This window comes from Corallococcus terminator, assembly GCF_003611635.1.
In the GTDB taxonomy this organism is placed as follows: domain Bacteria; phylum Myxococcota; class Myxococcia; order Myxococcales; family Myxococcaceae; genus Corallococcus; species Corallococcus terminator.
The window spans coordinates 24,820-40,315 of sequence record NZ_RAVZ01000039.1 but is presented as its reverse complement, the minus strand read 5'-3'; the positions used below and the strand labels follow the sequence as shown (position 1 = coordinate 40,315).

The window sequence follows — 15,496 nt, the reverse complement described above, 5'->3', positions numbered from 1 at the left end:
CCCCGGCCCTCCCGCCGACGCGGACCGCCGCGCCAGCGCGCCCCCGGATTCCGAACGGCGGGGCGGGCCTCCTCCCGCGCCCCCGGCGGACTCGGACCGTCGCGCGGGTCCCTCGCAGGGCGAAGGGGAGCGTCGAGGCTCGGCGGCGGACCGCCGCGGGGGGAACCCGCAGCAGTCCTACTCCGGTCCGGACCGTCGCGGCAGCGCGGCGCCCCAGGCGTATGCCGGCCCGGACCGTCGGGGCTCCCGGCGTGATGGCGGGGAAGCGCCGGCCGCGAACCGCTTCTGGCCCACGCAGCCGCGCAACCTCCAGGAGTGCGGTCTCAACGCGACGTTCGTGGAGGAGCTGGTCCTCAAGGCCATCTTCTTCGCCGGCGAGATGCGCGGCATGGACGTGGCCGCCCGCCTGCAACTGCCCACCACGCTGGTGGATGAGATCATCGAAGGCCTGCGCCGGCAGAAGTACATCGACATTCGCGGCGGTGGCGGATCCGGCGTGGGTCGCTCCACGATGATCTACCAGCTCACCACGTTCGTGACGGACGTGCTGCGGCAGATCCTCGACCGCAACCGCTACAACGGTCCTGCGCCCGTGCCCTTCAACGAATGGGTCGCCGCGGTGAAGCAGCAGACCGTGCGCGGCAACCGCATCACGCGCGACCGGATGCAGGACAAGTTCGGCGACCTCATCATCCGCGACTACATCTTCGACGGCATCGGTCCGGCGATGAACTCCGGACGCGCCATCTTCTTCTACGGCCCTCCCGGCAACGGCAAGACGGCCATCTGCCAGGGCATGGTGAACTGCTACGACGGGGACATCTTCATCCCCCACGCGCTGCTCATCGACGACTTCGTCGTGAAGATGTACGACGCCAACATCCACAAGGCGGTGGAGGACGAACCCGGCGCGCCGTCGTACGACCGCCGCTGGGTGCGCTGCCGCCGCCCGCTGGTGGTGGTGGGCGGTGAGCTGACGCTGGAGATGCTCGACCTCGTCTACACGCCGGAGGTGAAGTACTACGAGGCCCCGTTCCAGATGAAGGCGAGCAACGGCATGCTCCTCATCGACGACTTCGGCCGCCAGAAGGTGTCCCCCAAGGACCTGCTCAACCGGTGGATCGTCCCGCTGGAGAGCGACGTGGACATGCTCACGCTGCACACGGGCAAGAAGCTCCAGGTGCCCTTCGACGTGTTCGCCGCCTTCTCCACCAACCTGGATCCCAGCGACCTCGTGGACGACGCCTTCCTGCGCCGCGTCCGCTACAAGCTGGAGGTGCAGCGCCCGGACGAAGAGCAGTTCCACGAGATCTTCCAGATGATGTGCAAGAAGCGCGGCGTGCCCTACGACGCACGCGCCATCGACTACCTCATCGACGAGCACTACCGCCCGAACCACCGGCCCTTCGCCGCGTGCCAGCCGCGCGACCTGTTGGATCAGGTCATCGACATGGCCAACTACCAGGGCAGCCATCCTCGCCTGGATCCGGCACTGCTCGACGCCGCCGTGCGCAGCTACTTCGTGCGCTTCGACAAGCCCGCGTCCGGTCCCACCTCCGCGTCGGCCCGCTGATGGGGCTGGGGGCCGTTCCCCGCGAACGGCCCCCACGGCGACGGCTCAAGCCACGTGCGCACCGTCTCCAGCGGCACGTTGGCCAGCACGTCCACCACCGACAGCCCCGTCACGAAGCGACCCTCGCGCCCCTGCGTGTAGTCCGGGTGACGGAAGCGCTGCCACAACAGGCGCACGTCCACCGCGCGGAAGCGCTCCGGCTTCAGGTACAGCGTGGAGCCCGTCCCCGAGTAGTACGTGTGCGCCCCCGTCTGAAGGCAGTACTCCACCAACCGCTGCGTCTTGTCCTCGCCCCGGCGCTCCAGCGTGGAGGAGCACACGAGGTTCGGCGCGAGGCCCAGCGGTTCGTAGAAGAGCGCCATGCTGGACAGCAGCACGCGCAGGAGCGACCCCGGTCCGGATTCGCGCGCCGCCGCGTCGTAGAAGGGCTCCAGGCGCGGCAGCACCTGCGCGCGGAAGAAGGGGCGGCTGCCGTAGAGCGTCACCAGCGTCTGCAGGTGCTTGCGCGCCCACGGCTGGCGCGCGTCCACCGCGAGGTCGCCAATGCGCGTGTCGCGGTGCGGATCCTCCAGCGGGATGGACATCCACTGGAAGCCCGGTTCGGTGGGCGGTGGCGTGGGCACGCCGAAGGGCAGGGCGACGCGCGTGCGACGCTGCCAGCCTCGACGCAACCACTGCACGTCGTCCAGCACCACCAGCGTGCCGGCGCGGGCCACCTGCTCATAGAAGTCCACCCACGGCAGGTAGTGGGGCTGTTCGGCGACGAGGACTCCCGGGTGTCCGGACACGCTCCGGATGATAGGGCCTTTCAGCCGCCGCGCACCGGGTGACGGAACACCGGCGGGAAGACGCGCGGGGCCTTCTTCTTGCGCACGCAGGTGGTGTCCGCGCTCATGTAGCAGGCGGAGAACGCCCTGCGCCGCTGTCCGGGCCGGCCCCTGCCGGAGCGGTGCCACACGTGGTTGTGGACGAGCAGCGCTTCACCGGCCCGCACCGGCAGGGACACCACGTGCGCTTCGGCATCTTCGGCCGCCACGCGATCCGGGGGAATCACGCCCCCCAGCGCCGTCACCAGCCCCGCCCGGTGGCTGCCGGGGACGACCTCCAGGCAGCCGCCGCCTTCGGGGGCGTCGTCCAGCGCGGTCCAGATCTGCAGGTCGGGCTCGCGCGTGAGGCCCCACAGCTTCCCTCCGTCCTGGTGGAAGGGCAGGTTGCTGCCGCCCGCCGGGCCCTTGTGGAAGAGGATGGCGCGGTACAGGACGATGTCGCCCGGGATGCGGGCCCGCGCGATCCGTTCGAACAGCGGGTTCTCCAGCCACGCGAGGAAGCGCGGATCCTTCTCCAGCTTCTCCAGCTTGCGGTAGTCCAGGGACGGCCCCTGCCAGCCCAGGCCCAGCGGCGCGTCCTCGTAGCGGCCGGTGGTGGCGTCCGGTTGGAAGAACAGGCCCGGGTACACCACGCGGCCGAGCATCAGGTCGTCCGCCCGCTCGCGCAGGGACTCCACGCCCGCGTCGTCCAGCACGCGGCCCAGGCGCGCGAAGCCGTGCGCCTCGTAGTGGGCGAGCACGGCCGCCACGTCCAATCCTTCGGCCTCCACGCTGACCATTCACGGACACGATCTCCCGGAGGCGGGCCCGCGTCCAGCCTCGCGCGCGCCGCCGTGGACGGAAGCCCCGGGGCAGGCGGGCGGGGAACCCTTGCACCCGCGCCTGCCCGGCCGCATGGTGAGCAGGGATGCCCTATCGTCGTTCGACACACTTCGTCTCCGCCCCGGATGGCACCCGGGTGGCGGTCCACAACCACAGCGCGGGCCTGCCGGAGGCGGCGCGGGACCGGGCGCTCGCGGACCGGCCTCCGGTGCTGCTGACCAATGGCATTGGGACGTCGGAGAACTTCTGGCGCCACATCGTCGGAAACCTGGAGCAGGACCACCGCGTGGTGCACTGGGACTACCGGGGCCACGGCGGCAGCGAGGAGTCGCGCGACGGTGACTACCGCGTGAAGGTGCACGTGGATGACCTGGAGCGCGTCACCGAGGAGACGATGGCGCGCGGCAATGGCCGGCCGCCCCACCACATCGCCTTCTCCATGGGGGTGCGCATCCTGCTGGAGCTGTACCGGCGCCGTCCGGAACTGGTGCCCTCCATGACGCTCATCGCGGGGACACCCGGGCTGCCGGGCGCGGCGGATCCGCGCTGGGGCTCCCGCATGGCGCTGTCCGCCGTGAGCCAGTTGCTGGCCGCGGGGACGCCCTTCGTGCCGGTGGTCGCGCCCGCGGTGAAGGCCCTCATCGGCAGCCGCTTCGCGGATCCGCTGGGCCGGGCCGTGGGCGCGCTGCGCGCCCGGGCACCGCGAGAGGACATCGCCGAGTTCCTGGATGCGCTCTACCGCATGAGCCCCCAGGCCTACTGGCGCACCCTGCGCGGCCTCACCGAGGGCCACGCCTGGGACGTCGTGCCCTCCGTGCGCGTGCCCGTGCTGATCATCGCCGCGCGCGATGACGTGCTCGTGCCGCTGGGCGAGGTCCAGCGCCTGCACCGCGCGCTGCCCCAGGCCGAATGGCTCCAGGTGGACGACGCCGGCCACGCGGGCCTGCTGGAGGCCGGAACGGAAATCTCCGAGGCCGTCCGGTGCTTCCTGTTGGTCCACGGGCTGGAGGCTCCGGCCCCCGCGCAAACCCCCGTCATTCCGGGCTGATCCAACGGCCGGGAAGGGGACTCCCCTGGGTTGTCGGGTTTTAAGAAACCGATGACCAGGGTCGTCAAGAAAAGGGGCGGCAAAAGTGTCCCGGTGGGTTTGCGTCTCCCTGTAATTTTGTGGTTTGGAAGAGACTCTGTACCCAACACGGAGTCTCCATGTCCTTGTCTTTCCGGCACTTGCTGGTCCCTTTGTCAGCGGTGCTGTTGTTGTTGTCCGCGTGCGGTGGTGATGACCCGAAGGATCCTGTCTGCGGCAACGGCATCGTCGAGAGCGGTGAAGCGTGCGACGACGGCAATCGCAACGAAGGCGATCGCTGCAACAATAGCTGCCAGGTCACGACCCCCACGGTCGATGCGGGCACCGAGACCGATGGCGGCGTGACCGGCGACGATGCCGGCACGACGACGGACGCGGGCACGGAGACGGACGCCGGCACGACGACGGACGCGGGCACGGAGACGGACGCCGGCACGACGACGGACGCGGGCACGGAGACGGACGCCGGCACGACGACGGACGCTGGCACTGAGACGGATGCCGGCACGACGACGGACGCGGGCACGGAGACGGACGCCGGCACGACGACGGACGCGGGCACGGAGACCGACGGCGGCAGCGGTCCGGTGGACGCTGGCACGGAGACGGACGCGGGCACGGAGACCGACGGCGGCAGCGGTCCGGTGGACGCTGGCACGGAGACGGACGGCGGCACGACGACGGACGCTGGCACTGAGACGGACGCTGGCACTGAGACGGACGGCGGCGCCATCGACGCGGGTCCTGGTACGGACGCGGGCACGGAGACGGATGCCGGCACGGAGACGGACGGTGGCACCGACGCGGGTCCCGCGCCGGACGCTGGCACGGAGACGGACGGCGGCACGACGGACGCGGGCACGAGCCCCGTGACGCTCACCGCCCTGGAGCCGGCCGCGACCTTCGCGCGCTCGGGCACCACGGGTGAGACGATTCCGGAGTCCCTGGAAGTGACGCTGAGCGCCCCGGCCGACACGGCCGTGGTGGTGCAGGTCACCTCGTCCAGCCCCTCGATCACCGTGGCCAACAACGGCCAGGTGGTGGTGCCCGCGGGTGCCCGTTCGGCGGCGGTCATCGTGACGGCGAACGCGGCGGCGGGTTCCGCCAAGGCGACGCTGACGGCCTCGCTGGGCTCGGATTCGCGTAACGCCACGGTGCGCGTGCTCGGTGAGACCGAGGCCGCCTCGCTGGCGTTCCTGTCGCCGGAGACGGTGGAAGTGGCCCCGGGCAAGACGGTCAACCTCACCGTGACGCTCGACGTGCCGCCCGCGACGGACACGATCATCGCGCTCTCCACGACGGGTGGCGTGGGCACGGTGCCCGCGTCGGTGACGGTGCCGGCCAACCAGATCTCCGCGAAGTTCGCCCTCACGGGTGGTGCTTCCGGCTCGACGGGCACGGTGGTCGCCACGCTCAACGGCCAGTCGGTGTCCGCGCAGGCGAAGGTCACCTCCGAGCCGACGACGAACCACATCGTCATCAGCGAGGTCGCGGCGGCCGGCGCAGGTGGCGCGAACGACGAGTTCGTCGAGCTCTACAATCCGACGAACGCGGAAGTGAACATCGGTGGCTGGAGGCTCCAGTACAAGAGCGCCACGGGTGCCACCTACAGCGGCAACTTCGTTCTGCCGACGACCGCGCGCATCGCGGCCCATGGCTTCTTCCTGCTGGGCCATGGCAGCTACGTGGGCACCACCACCGCCGCTGACGCGAACTGGGCCACGACCTTCGCCATGGGCGCCGCTGGCGGCCATGTGCGCGTGGGCCCCGCCAACCTCACCACCGCCATCAACGACGCGAACGCGGTGGACACGCTGGGCTACGGCACCGCGAACTCGGCGGAAGGCGCGAGCCCCGTCAACGGGACGCCCGCCACCGGCGGCAGCTACGAGCGCAAGGCGAAGGCCACCTCGTCGGCCGCGACCATGGAGGGCAGCGGCGTCGACGCCGCGGCGGGCAACAGCTACGACACGAACGTGAACAGCGCGGACTTCATCATCCGCACCACGCGTGGCCCGCAGAACAAGGCGAGCGCCACCGAATAGCCGTGACGCACTGAGTAGGGCCGGCCCCCATCGTCCTTCCAGGGACGGTGGGGGCTGGAAATACCCGCGCGCTTTCGCCATAAGCGGGGGCGTGCGAGTCGTCTCCTGGAACGTCAACGGTCTGCGCTCCATCCACCGCAAGGGGTTCCTCCCGTGGCTGTCCAAGGCCCGGGCGGACATCGTGGGGTTGCAGGAGGTGCGCGCCCGCGTGGAGCAGCTTCCCGCGGAGGTGCGCGCTCCCCGCCGTTGGAAGACCCACTTCGTGGCCGCGGAACGCCCCGGCTACAGCGGCGTGGGCCTCTTCAGCCGCCATGAGCCGGACGACCTGGACACCCTCCTGGGCGCCCCCGCCATGGACGCGGAAGGCCGCCTCCAGTTCGCCCGCTTCGGCAAGCTCACCGTGGTCAACGGCTACTTCCCCAACGGCAACGGGAAGGACCGGGACCTGAGCCGCATCCCCTTCAAGCTGGACTTCTACCAGCGCCTCTTCGCGCGGCTGGAGAAGCCCCTGCGCGACGGCGAACGCGTGCTGGTGATGGGCGACTTCAACACCGCGCACCGCGACATCGACCTGGCGCGCCCGCGCGAGAACCGCGAGACGAGCGGCTTCCGCCCGGAGGAGCGCGAGGAGTTCGACCGGTGGATCCGCGCAGGCTGGGTGGACACCTTCCGCCACTTCAACCCCGCGGGCGGCCACTATTCCTGGTGGAGCCAGCGCGTCGGCGTGCGCGAGAAGAACATCGGCTGGCGCATCGACTACGTGCTGGCGAGCCCCGCGGCGCTCGGCTACGTGCAGAAGGCCGCGGTGCATCCGGACGTCCATGGGTCGGATCACTGTCCGGTGAGCGTGGACCTGGATCCGGCCGTCCTCTCCTGAATTACCATCGTGCCCAAGGGACCCCCGTCATGAACGCACTGCTCTCCATCTGGACCTGGGTCGAGGTGGGCCTCGTGGCCCTGGTGGGCTTCTTCGTCCAGCTCACCCTGTTCATCTTCACCGCCCTGTTCGACAAGCGCCGCTACGTGGCGGGGCGCTGCTTCCGGCTGGTGGGCTTCACCGCCGCGAAGCTCACGCCCTTCTGGCGCTTCAGCACGCACGGAGAAATCCCCAACGGCATCGCGCCGAACACCGTGGTGGTGAGCAACCACGAGTCCAACGCGGATCCGTTCCTCATCTCCCACCTGCCCTGGGAGATGAAGTGGCTGGGCAAGAAGAGCCTCTTCCGTGTGCCCGTGGTGGGCTGGATGATGAGCATGGCGGGGGACATCCCGGTGGAGCGCGGCGACCGCGACTCGGCCACCGGCGCCATGGGGCGCTGCAAGGCGTGGCTCGCCAAGGGGATGCCGGTGATGATCTTCCCGGAGGGCACCCGCTCCAAGACGGAGGACCTGCTGCCCTTCAAGGACGGCGCCTTCCGGCTCGCCATCGAGGCGCAGGCGGACGTGTTGCCCCTGGCGGTGAGCGGCACGCGGCTCGCGCTGCCCAAGCACTCGTGGCGCTTCGCCACGTCGCGCGGGCTGGTGACGGTGGGCACGCCCATCTCCACCAAGGGGATGACCCTGGACGACCTGGAGTCGCTCAAGAACCAGGCCCGCGCCCAGATTGAAGCCCTGCGTGCGTCCCTCAAGCCGTTGACGGGGAGCGGGGTCCGGGGGCAGGCGACGGACCCCCACGTCGCCCGGTAGGCAACCAGCGGATCGGGACCGCGTTGTCCTCCACTGGGCGATTCCCAGATTGTTGCTCCTTTCAAGTCCGGCTGGACTATGGAGTCGTCAGGACCGGAGGCCTCGGCCCTGACTGGCGCGCCGCGCCCAGGAAGGAAGCGTGTGATGGGGCAGGCGGGTCCACGGGAAGAGCAGCGGCTGGCCACGGGCATCCCAGGTCTGGACACGGTGCTCTGCGGAGGCCTGCGCAAGGGCCGCATGTACATGGTCCTGGGGCTGCCGGGCGCGGGGAAGACCATCCTCGCCAGCCAGATCTGCTTCCATCAGGCGACCCAGGGCAGCCGCGTGCTGTACCTGACGCTGCTGGCCGAGTCGCACACGGACCTGGTGAGCAATCTCCAGACGCTGTCGTTCTTCGATTCGGCCTGCGTCCCCGCAAACATCGCCTACCTGAGCGCCTTCACCATCCTGGAGCAGGGCGGGCTGGACGCGCTCGCGGCGCTGGTGCGCAAGGAGGTCAAGGCGCACAAGGCCTCGCTGCTGGTGCTGGACGGCCTGCTGGCAGCGGAGGAGCTGGCCCCGTCGCGCCAGGCGCTCAAGAAGTTCATCCACGGCCTCCAGGTCGTGACGGGCCTCATCGGCTGCACCACCCTGGTGCTCACCACCGGAGGCGAGAAGGGCCTGCGCGCCGAACACACCATGGTGGACGGCCTGCTGCTGCTCCAGCAACGCGTCTTCGGTGTCCGCACGATTCGCGAGCTGAGCGTGCGCAAGTTCCGGGGCAGCGCCTACAAGATGGGGCAGCACAGCTTTGAAATCACCGGGGACGGGCTCACCGTCTACCCGCGCCTGGAGTCGATGGTGGATGGGCACCTGGTGCCCGGCGCGGGGAAGAACGAGCGCGCGGGCTTTGGCGTGGCCGGCCTGGACACGATGCTCCTGGGCGGCGTGCCCGCCGGCTCCACCACCATCCTCCTGGGGCCCCCGGGCAGCGGCAAGACGCTGCTGGGCCTGAGCTTCCTGGCGGAAGGGGCCCGCCGGGGCGAGCGCGGCCACTACTTCGCCTTCTACGACGCGCCGGAGCGGATGCTCGCCCAGGCGGCGGGCGTGGGGTTGCACCTGCAGCCGCTGATGGAGCGGGGCGACCTGGAGGTGAGCTTCCGGCCGCCCACGGAGAACATCCTCGACAAGCTGGGCACCGAACTGCTGACCTCCATCCGCAGCGGACGGGTGCGCCGCATCTTCCTGGATGGCTACGAGGCGCTGCGCCGCGCCTCGACCCGCACTGCCCGGGTGGCGCGCTTCCTGGCGGCGCTCGTCAACGAGTGCCGGGTGCGTGAGGTGACGCTGGTCTACACCGCCGAGTCCACCACCGCCTTCGGTCCCGAGGTGAAGTTTCCGCTCAAGGGCATCTCCATGGTGGCGGAGAACATCCTGTTCCTGCGCCTGGTGGAGCTGCACTCCGGGCTGCACCGCTTCGTCGCGGCGCTGAAGGTGCGCAACAGCGACTACGATCCTTCGCTGCGCGAGCTGCACATCACGGGCAAGGGGCTGCGCGTGGGGCAGCCCTTCGCGGAAGGCCAGATGTTGATGACGGGCCTCGCGCGCACGCGCACCCCGGAGCCGACCCCGCTGCCCAAGCCACGTCGCACCGTCCGCAAGCGCGCCGCGGCCAAGACATCCCTCCCGAAGCCGCGCCGCAACGTCCGCAAGCGCCGAGGGACCTGACCATGGGGCCTGTCCTCATCGTCGACGACGAGTTCGGCATCGTGGAGGCCGTCCGGGATCTGTTGTCGGACGAGGGCTACCGCACCGCCACGGCCCTCAACGGCCGCGAGGCCCTGGAGCGGATGGCCCGCGAGCGTCCGGCGATGGTGCTGCTGGACTACATGATGCCGCTGCTCAACGGCCCCGGCGTGCTGGAGGCCATGCTGCGCGACCCGGTCCTGCGCGACGTGCCGGTGGTGATGATGAGCGCCAGCCCGCCGGAGTTCTGGCAGCACCTGCCGTGCGCGGGCTTCCTGCCCAAGCCCTTCGACATCGATCAGCTCCTCGCCACGGTCCACCAGATCATCGGCGGACCTCCGCTGCACTGACGCGCGTCTGGGTTTCGCTCCCACGCCGTGCGAGCGCAGGATGCGAAATGCCCATGAACCGCGATCTGCTGGTCAGAGTGTTCCTCGTGGTGGGCATCGGCCTCGTCATGTCCGTGGGAGCGTGGTTGTTCTCCAGCCGCACGAGGATCGCGGTGACGAATGAGACGGGGGGCGAGCTGGCGGGGTTGGTCATCTCGTTCCCGGGGCAGGTCTGCACCTACGCGTCTGTTCCGCTGCATGCCCTTCGGACCTGCGAAGGTCGCGCGGACGGCGACGGCTCCATCGTCCTGGAGTTCCGACAGGGCTCGGGCGCGGAACAGAAGCTCGTGACCGACACGTACCTGAACCCGACGTTCGGATGGCGGGGCGCCATGATCCTGCGGGCCCCTGGAACGGTCGACGTCCAAGAAGAACACTGAGGCTTCCCCGCCGGACCTCCGTCGCCCCTGCTGAAGCCCCTGGTCGAGCCCACCTGCGCGCAGGAAGGCTCCCGGATCGGCTGCATGCATCGCCTGCGCATCCGCCAATACGCCGCAGCGCGGCAGACGCGCCTACCCGGTTTACCGGGCGTGCGGCTTCGTCGCGCGCTTGCAAATCAGTGAACGGGGCTGGTATTTCTTCGACCATCGAACGAACTCGCATGTGTTCGCGATGGGCGGGGACGCGGGATGGCTCCATGCAGCAGGAGCCCAGGGCGACAGGGGAAGGGTTTCTCCTCTGACGCACGGCGGCGAATGTAACGCACCGCAGCACGCGAGCAGCGACTTCCAACAACGACTGATTTCTTCGCCGTAAGAACGAAGTCATCCCAGCAAGACAACCAGGAGGGGATCGCATGAATCGCAACAAGCGTTTCGCGTGGACGTGGGCGGCTGCCGGAGTTTTCGCGGTCGCGGGACTCATTGGCGCATGTGATCCCGAGGAAACGGACAACCCGACGCCCCAGTCCGATGCCGGCACCAAGGTGGACGCGGGCACGAACACCGACGCGGGCACGGGGACGGACGCGGGCACGAACACGGACGCCGGCACGACGGATGCGGGCACGACCACCGACGCCGGCACGACCACCGACGCTGGCACGGAGACGGACGCCGGCACGACGACGGACGCGGGTCCGCAGTCGGCGTTCCCCCTGGCGGTGGACGGCACCTGGGCGCCCAGCGGGTACATGGGTGACAGCGACGGCATCACGGATGAGGCCACCTGCAACACGCCGCGCCCTGGGGCTGGCCTGGGTGTCTGCCACAAGTTCACCCTGACCAAGAAGGCCCAAGGCTGGGGCGGTGTGTACTGGCACTACCCGGAAGGCAACTGGGGCACCGCCGAGGGCGCCGCTGTCCCGACTGGTGCGAAGTCGGTGTCCTTCTACGCCTGGGGCGCCGCGGGCGGAGAGAAGATCGGCTTCTTCGTGGGCAACGGCCAGACGACCCTCGACAAGTTCAAGATCGAGACCGGGGACATCACCCTGAATGCGGCGCCTACGCGCTACACGATTGACATCAGCATCGTGAACTACGGCAAGGTCAGTGGAGGTTTCGGCTGGTCGGCGGGCGGTCAGGATGTCCCGACCGTGTTCTTCCTCGACGACATCCAGTGGCACTGACGTCCCACCGCGCGTGACGCGCGAACCCAGACACAGAACGTGAGCGGACGATGAAAGCGGGAATGGCGGTATTGACGGTCGATGCGGCGGGCATGCGCGCGCAGAACAGCGGCCTGCTGCTGAACATGATCTGGCGCGAACGCCAGATCTCCCGGGCGGAGATCGCCCGGCGCACGGAGCTCAGTCCGTCGACCGTCTCCGCCATCGTCGCGGACCTGGAGCATGCGGGCCTGGTGCGCAGCATTGGCGCCGGGGTCTCCCGCGGGGGCCGCCGTCCCACGCTCATCGGCTTCTGTGACGAGGCCTTCAGCCTGGTGGGCGTCGAACTGGGCGCCTCCCACGTCACGGTCGTCCTCACGGACCTCCGCGGCCGCGTGCGCACGCAGAGCAAGGCGAGCCACGCGGTCCGCGGCGATCCGGAAGGGTCGCTCCAGAAGGCCAGGGAGCTGGTGCAGGAGTGCCTGGACGCCGAACGCGTGCCCCGGCGCTCCGTGGTCGGCATGGGGGTGGCGGTGCCCAGCCCCGTGCACCCCGCGTCGCCCGGGAAGATGTCCCCCCTCATCCTGCCCGCCTGGAAGAACGTGGACGTGCAGGAGTGGTTCGAGACCGCCTTCGACATGCCGGTGTTCGTGGACAACGACGCGAACCTCGGCGCGCTGTCGGAGTGCTTCTGGGGCGCCGGCTCTGGGGGCGAGGACCTGACGTACATCAAGCTGGCCACCGGTATCGGTGCCGGCCACATCATCCACGGCGACGTGTACCGGGGCGCGGGCGGAACGGCCGGCGAAATCGGGCACATCGCGGTGGACTCCAACGGACCGCTCTGCGTGTGCGGTCTGCGCGGCTGCCTGGTCACCCTCATCGGTTCCACGGCGCTCACCGAGCGCGCGCGCGAGCTGATGGGCACGCGGGGCCGCAAGGGTCCCACGGTGCGCGACCTGGTGGAGGGCGCCCGCGCGGGCGACGCCGCCGCGAAGCAGATCATCGACGGCATGGGCGCCTACCTGGGCATCGCGGTGGGCGGCCTGCTGAACCTGTTGAACCCCGCCATCGTGGTGCTCGGCGGAGAGATTTCGTCGGTGGGCGAGCTGCTGCTCGACCCCTTGCGCGCGTCGGTGCGGCAGCGCGCGCTGTCCGTGTCCATGGCGGAGACGCGCATCGTCACGTCGGCGCTGGGGGAGCGGGCCATCGCCGTGGGCGCGGCCACCCTGGTGCTTCAGGCGGCCCTGCGGGACCGCTCCCTCTTTCCCACGCAGAACGTCGGGAGGTCCGCATGACGTCGCGTCGTGTCCTTGTCGCCCTGGCCGTGTCCGGCCTGGGCCTGATGTCGTGTGACCCCGCCGCCGGGGTGGACAACAAGCCGGAGACACCGAAGCCCGACACGGTGCTCCCGGACACCGGCTGGGAGCTCGTCTGGCAGGACGAATTCGACGGCCCCGCGGGCTCGCTGCCCGCGAGCGAGCGCTGGCGCCCGGAGGTGGGCGGGGACGGGTGGGGCAACGGGCAGTTCGAATACAACACCAACCGCGCGCAGAACGCGTCCCTGGACGGCGAGGGCCACCTGGCCATCACCGCGCGCAAGGAGCGCTTCCAGGGCAACGACTACACCTCCGCGCGCCTCTCCACGAAGGGCCGCTTCACGCACACGTACGGCCGCATCGAGGCGCGCATCATGCTGCCCGCGGGCCGGGGCATCTGGCCCGCGTTCTGGATGCTGGGCGCGGACGTGGATCAGGTCGGCTGGCCCGAGTGCGGTGAGATCGACATCATGGAGCACCGGGGGCAGATCCCCTCCATCGTGCGCAGCTCGCTGCACGGGCCGGGCTACTCCGGTGGGCAGAACATCGGCCGCGAGCACGCCGTCGGCGGGGGCAAGCTCCAGACGGACTTCCATGTGTACGCGGTGGAGATCGAACCGGGGCGCGTCCGCTTCATGCTGGACGAGACCGTCTACTTCGAAGCCACGCCGGACAACCTGCCCAGCGGCCGGAAGTGGGTCTACGACCATCCGTTCTTCATCATCCTCAACGTCGCGGTGGGCGGCTCGTTCGTGGGGCCTCCGGACTCCTCCACGGTGTTCCCGCAGACGATGAAGGTGGACTACGTGCGCGTCTACGCGAGGCCGACGCCGTGAAGTTCGCCCGCGTGTTCCTGCCGCTGGTGCTGTTGCTGGCGTGCTCCTCGGAGCCCCGCCCGCGTCCGCCCGGCGTGCTCTTTGTCTCCGTGGAGCAGCGGAGCGCGTGGGTGCGAAACTTCAACCCGTTGTTCGCGGGCGCCGGTGCGCGCTGGCCCACCCGGGCCGGCGTCTACGAATGCATGCAGATCTTCAGCTCCGCGCAGGGCAAGTGGGTGCCGTGGCTGGCCACCCAGCACGCGTGGACGGAGGACCAGAAGACGCTGCGCTTCACGCTGCGCGAGAACGTCCTCTGGTCCGACGGCAAACCCTTCACCGCCGAGGACGTCGCCTTCACCTTCAGCCTCCTGAAGAAGCACCCGGCGCTGGATGCCGGCGGCGTGTGGCGCTTCATCACCGACGTGAAGACGGAAGGGCCGAGCACCGTGGCCTTCACCTTCTCGCGCGTGTACCTGCCGGGCTTCGCCGACCTCGCGCACCAGATCATCGTGCCCCGTCACATCTGGGAGCACGTGGCGGATCCGGTGACGTTCACCAACCCGGAGCCCGTGGCCACGGGGCCCTTCACCCAGGTGACGCTGTTCCGCAACCAGGTCTACGAGCTGGGCCGCAACCCGCGCTACTGGATGCCCGGCAAGCCCGCGGTCTCCGCGCTGCGCTTCCTGGCGTTCCCCACCAACGACCAGGCCAACATGGCGCTCGTGGAAGGGGAGGTGGACTGGGCCGGCAACTTCGTCCCGGCGGTGGACCGCACGTTCGTCTCCCGCGATCCCGCGCACCACAACCGCTGGTTCCCGCTCTACGGCAGCACCGTCTTCCTGTACCCCAACACCACGCGCCCCCCGCTGGATGACGTGCGCGTGCGCAAGGCGCTGAGCATGGCGCTGGACCGCGACCGGCTGGTGGAGGTGGCCATGTACGGCTACACCCGCCCTGCGGACGCCACCGCCCTCAACGACGCGTACACCGGCTGGAAGGATCCGGAGGTCGCGAAGGATTCCTGGACGCACTACGACCTGGCGAAGGCGAACCAGCTCCTGGACGAAGCGGGAATCCTGCGCGGCGCGGACGGCCTGCGGCGCCTGCCGGACGGCAAGCCCTTCGCGTTGGACCTGGAGGTCGTGAGCGGGTGGTCGGACTGGGTGCGGGCCGGGCAGGTGGTGAACCGCGACCTGCGCAAGCTGGGCATCTCCGTGCAGCTCAAGACATACGAATTCGGCACGTGGCTCACGCGCCTGCAGAAGGGCGAGTTCCAACTGGCCATCTCCTGGTCGCTGGACGGGCCCACGCCGTACAACTTCTACAAGTGGCTGCTGTCCCCGCGCACGGTGCTCCCGGTGGGCGAGGTGGCGGCGGCCAACTGGCACCGCCTGGGGGACGCGGAGGCGGATGAGCTGCTCGTGCGCTTCGAGCGCGCCGGCACCCCGGAGGAGCAGCACGCGCTGATGTCCGCGGTGCAGAAGCGCTTCTCCGCGCTGGCGCCCGCCATCCCGCTGTTCCCCAACCCGTCGTGGGGCGAGTCCAATTCGCTGCGCTTCACCGGCTTCCCCACCGAACAGAACCCCTACGCGCGGCTGGCGCCGCACGCGGAGCCCGACAGCCTGCTGGTGCTGACGGAGCTCGCCCCGAGGGAGCGCTGAG

At 69.9% G+C, this 15,496-nt stretch carries 14 protein-coding genes; 12 read left to right on the top strand and 2 right to left on the bottom strand.

From position 1 onward, the window contains the following. Positions 1 to 1,573 (top strand): DUF8689 domain-containing protein (locus D7V88_RS08605; RefSeq protein ID WP_120540128.1); only part of this gene is annotated, 1,573 nt, incomplete at its 5' end. Here the strand turns inward: D7V88_RS08605 and D7V88_RS08600 are convergent. Then, positions 1,516 to 2,361, bottom strand: coding sequence for a WbqC family protein (locus D7V88_RS08600; RefSeq protein ID WP_120540127.1), 846 nt, complete (start codon positions 2,359 to 2,361; stop codon positions 1,516 to 1,518). The genes D7V88_RS08605 and D7V88_RS08600 overlap by 58 nt on opposite strands. A 20-nt stretch (positions 2,362 to 2,381) precedes the next feature. Beyond that, positions 2,382 to 3,179 (bottom strand): phytanoyl-CoA dioxygenase family protein, encoded by a 798-nt coding sequence (locus tag D7V88_RS08595; RefSeq protein ID WP_120540126.1) that lies wholly within the window; start codon positions 3,177 to 3,179, stop codon positions 2,382 to 2,384. 128 nt (positions 3,180 to 3,307) lie between these two features. Between D7V88_RS08595 and D7V88_RS08590 the strand changes: the two genes are divergently transcribed. The 11 genes from D7V88_RS08590 (at position 3,308) to D7V88_RS08540 (ending at position 15,495) form a co-directional block, all read left to right on the top strand. Beyond that, positions 3,308 to 4,270, top strand: coding sequence for an alpha/beta fold hydrolase (locus tag D7V88_RS08590; protein WP_120540125.1), 963 nt, complete (start codon positions 3,308 to 3,310; stop codon positions 4,268 to 4,270). Positions 4,271 to 4,428: 158 nt separating this feature from the next. Further along, a complete protein-coding gene (locus tag D7V88_RS08585) occupies positions 4,429 to 6,354 on the top strand; it encodes a lamin tail domain-containing protein (protein ID WP_120540124.1) in 1,926 nt (641 codons plus the stop codon). A 91-nt stretch (positions 6,355 to 6,445) separates the two neighbouring features. After that, on the top strand, positions 6,446 to 7,231 hold the full coding sequence (locus tag D7V88_RS08580) for an exodeoxyribonuclease III (protein ID WP_120540123.1): 786 nt from the start codon (positions 6,446 to 6,448) through the stop codon (positions 7,229 to 7,231). A 29-nt stretch (positions 7,232 to 7,260) separates the two neighbouring features. After that, entirely contained in the window at positions 7,261 to 8,040 is a 780-nt protein-coding gene (locus D7V88_RS08575) for a lysophospholipid acyltransferase family protein (protein WP_120540122.1), read from the top strand. Between the two features lie 144 nt (positions 8,041 to 8,184). Then, positions 8,185 to 9,747: an ATPase domain-containing protein gene (locus D7V88_RS08570; RefSeq protein WP_120540121.1), complete on the top strand. Its 1,563-nt coding sequence runs from the start codon at positions 8,185 to 8,187 to the stop codon at positions 9,745 to 9,747. A gap of 2 nt (positions 9,748 to 9,749) precedes the next feature. Further along, complete coding sequence (locus tag D7V88_RS08565) at positions 9,750 to 10,115, top strand: response regulator (RefSeq protein ID WP_120540120.1); 366 nt, start codon at positions 9,750 to 9,752, stop codon at positions 10,113 to 10,115. A gap of 53 nt (positions 10,116 to 10,168) precedes the next feature. Beyond that, entirely contained in the window at positions 10,169 to 10,534 is a 366-nt protein-coding gene (locus D7V88_RS08560) for a hypothetical protein (protein ID WP_147448665.1), read from the top strand. Between the two features lie 416 nt (positions 10,535 to 10,950). Next, complete coding sequence (locus tag D7V88_RS08555) at positions 10,951 to 11,721, top strand: hypothetical protein (RefSeq protein ID WP_120540118.1); 771 nt, start codon at positions 10,951 to 10,953, stop codon at positions 11,719 to 11,721. A gap of 62 nt (positions 11,722 to 11,783) precedes the next feature. Beyond that, the gene (locus D7V88_RS08550) at positions 11,784 to 12,998 is read left to right on the top strand and encodes an ROK family transcriptional regulator (RefSeq protein WP_244238058.1); all 1,215 of its coding nucleotides are present in this window, start codon (positions 11,784 to 11,786) and stop codon (positions 12,996 to 12,998) included. Further along, the gene (locus D7V88_RS08545; RefSeq protein ID WP_120540116.1) at positions 12,995 to 13,855 is read left to right on the top strand and encodes a glycoside hydrolase family 16 protein; all 861 of its coding nucleotides are present in this window, start codon (positions 12,995 to 12,997) and stop codon (positions 13,853 to 13,855) included. Before D7V88_RS08550 ends, D7V88_RS08545 begins: the two co-directional genes overlap by 4 nt. Next, positions 13,852 to 15,495 carry an ABC transporter substrate-binding protein gene (locus tag D7V88_RS08540; protein ID WP_120540115.1) on the top strand — a complete coding sequence of 548 codons (1,644 nt, stop codon included), beginning with the start codon at positions 13,852 to 13,854 and terminating at the stop codon, positions 15,493 to 15,495. Before D7V88_RS08545 ends, D7V88_RS08540 begins: the two co-directional genes overlap by 4 nt. Position 15,496: the final 1 nt, after the last annotated feature.

What these genes read in the sequence shown, in the direction of transcription:
- D7V88_RS08555 (WP_120540118.1), top strand. Translation starts at nt 10,951, where the DNA reads ATGAATCGCAACAAGCGTTTCGCGTGGACGTGGGCGGCTGCCGGAGTT.
- D7V88_RS08560 (WP_147448665.1), top strand. Translation starts at nt 10,169, where the DNA reads ATGAACCGCGATCTGCTGGTCAGAGTGTTCCTCGTGGTGGGCATCGGC.
- D7V88_RS08550 (WP_244238058.1), top strand. Translation starts at nt 11,784, where the DNA reads ATGGCGGTATTGACGGTCGATGCGGCGGGCATGCGCGCGCAGAACAGC.
- D7V88_RS08575 (WP_120540122.1), top strand. Translation starts at nt 7,261, where the DNA reads ATGAACGCACTGCTCTCCATCTGGACCTGGGTCGAGGTGGGCCTCGTG.
- D7V88_RS08570 (WP_120540121.1), top strand. Translation starts at nt 8,185, where the DNA reads ATGGGGCAGGCGGGTCCACGGGAAGAGCAGCGGCTGGCCACGGGCATC.
- D7V88_RS08595 (WP_120540126.1), bottom strand. Translation starts at nt 3,179, where the DNA reads ATGGTCAGCGTGGAGGCCGAAGGATTGGACGTGGCGGCCGTGCTCGCC.
- D7V88_RS08585 (WP_120540124.1), top strand. Translation starts at nt 4,429, where the DNA reads ATGTCCTTGTCTTTCCGGCACTTGCTGGTCCCTTTGTCAGCGGTGCTG.
- D7V88_RS08545 (WP_120540116.1), top strand. Translation starts at nt 12,995, where the DNA reads ATGACGTCGCGTCGTGTCCTTGTCGCCCTGGCCGTGTCCGGCCTGGGC.
- D7V88_RS08565 (WP_120540120.1), top strand. Translation starts at nt 9,750, where the DNA reads ATGGGGCCTGTCCTCATCGTCGACGACGAGTTCGGCATCGTGGAGGCC.
- D7V88_RS08590 (WP_120540125.1), top strand. Translation starts at nt 3,308, where the DNA reads ATGCCCTATCGTCGTTCGACACACTTCGTCTCCGCCCCGGATGGCACC.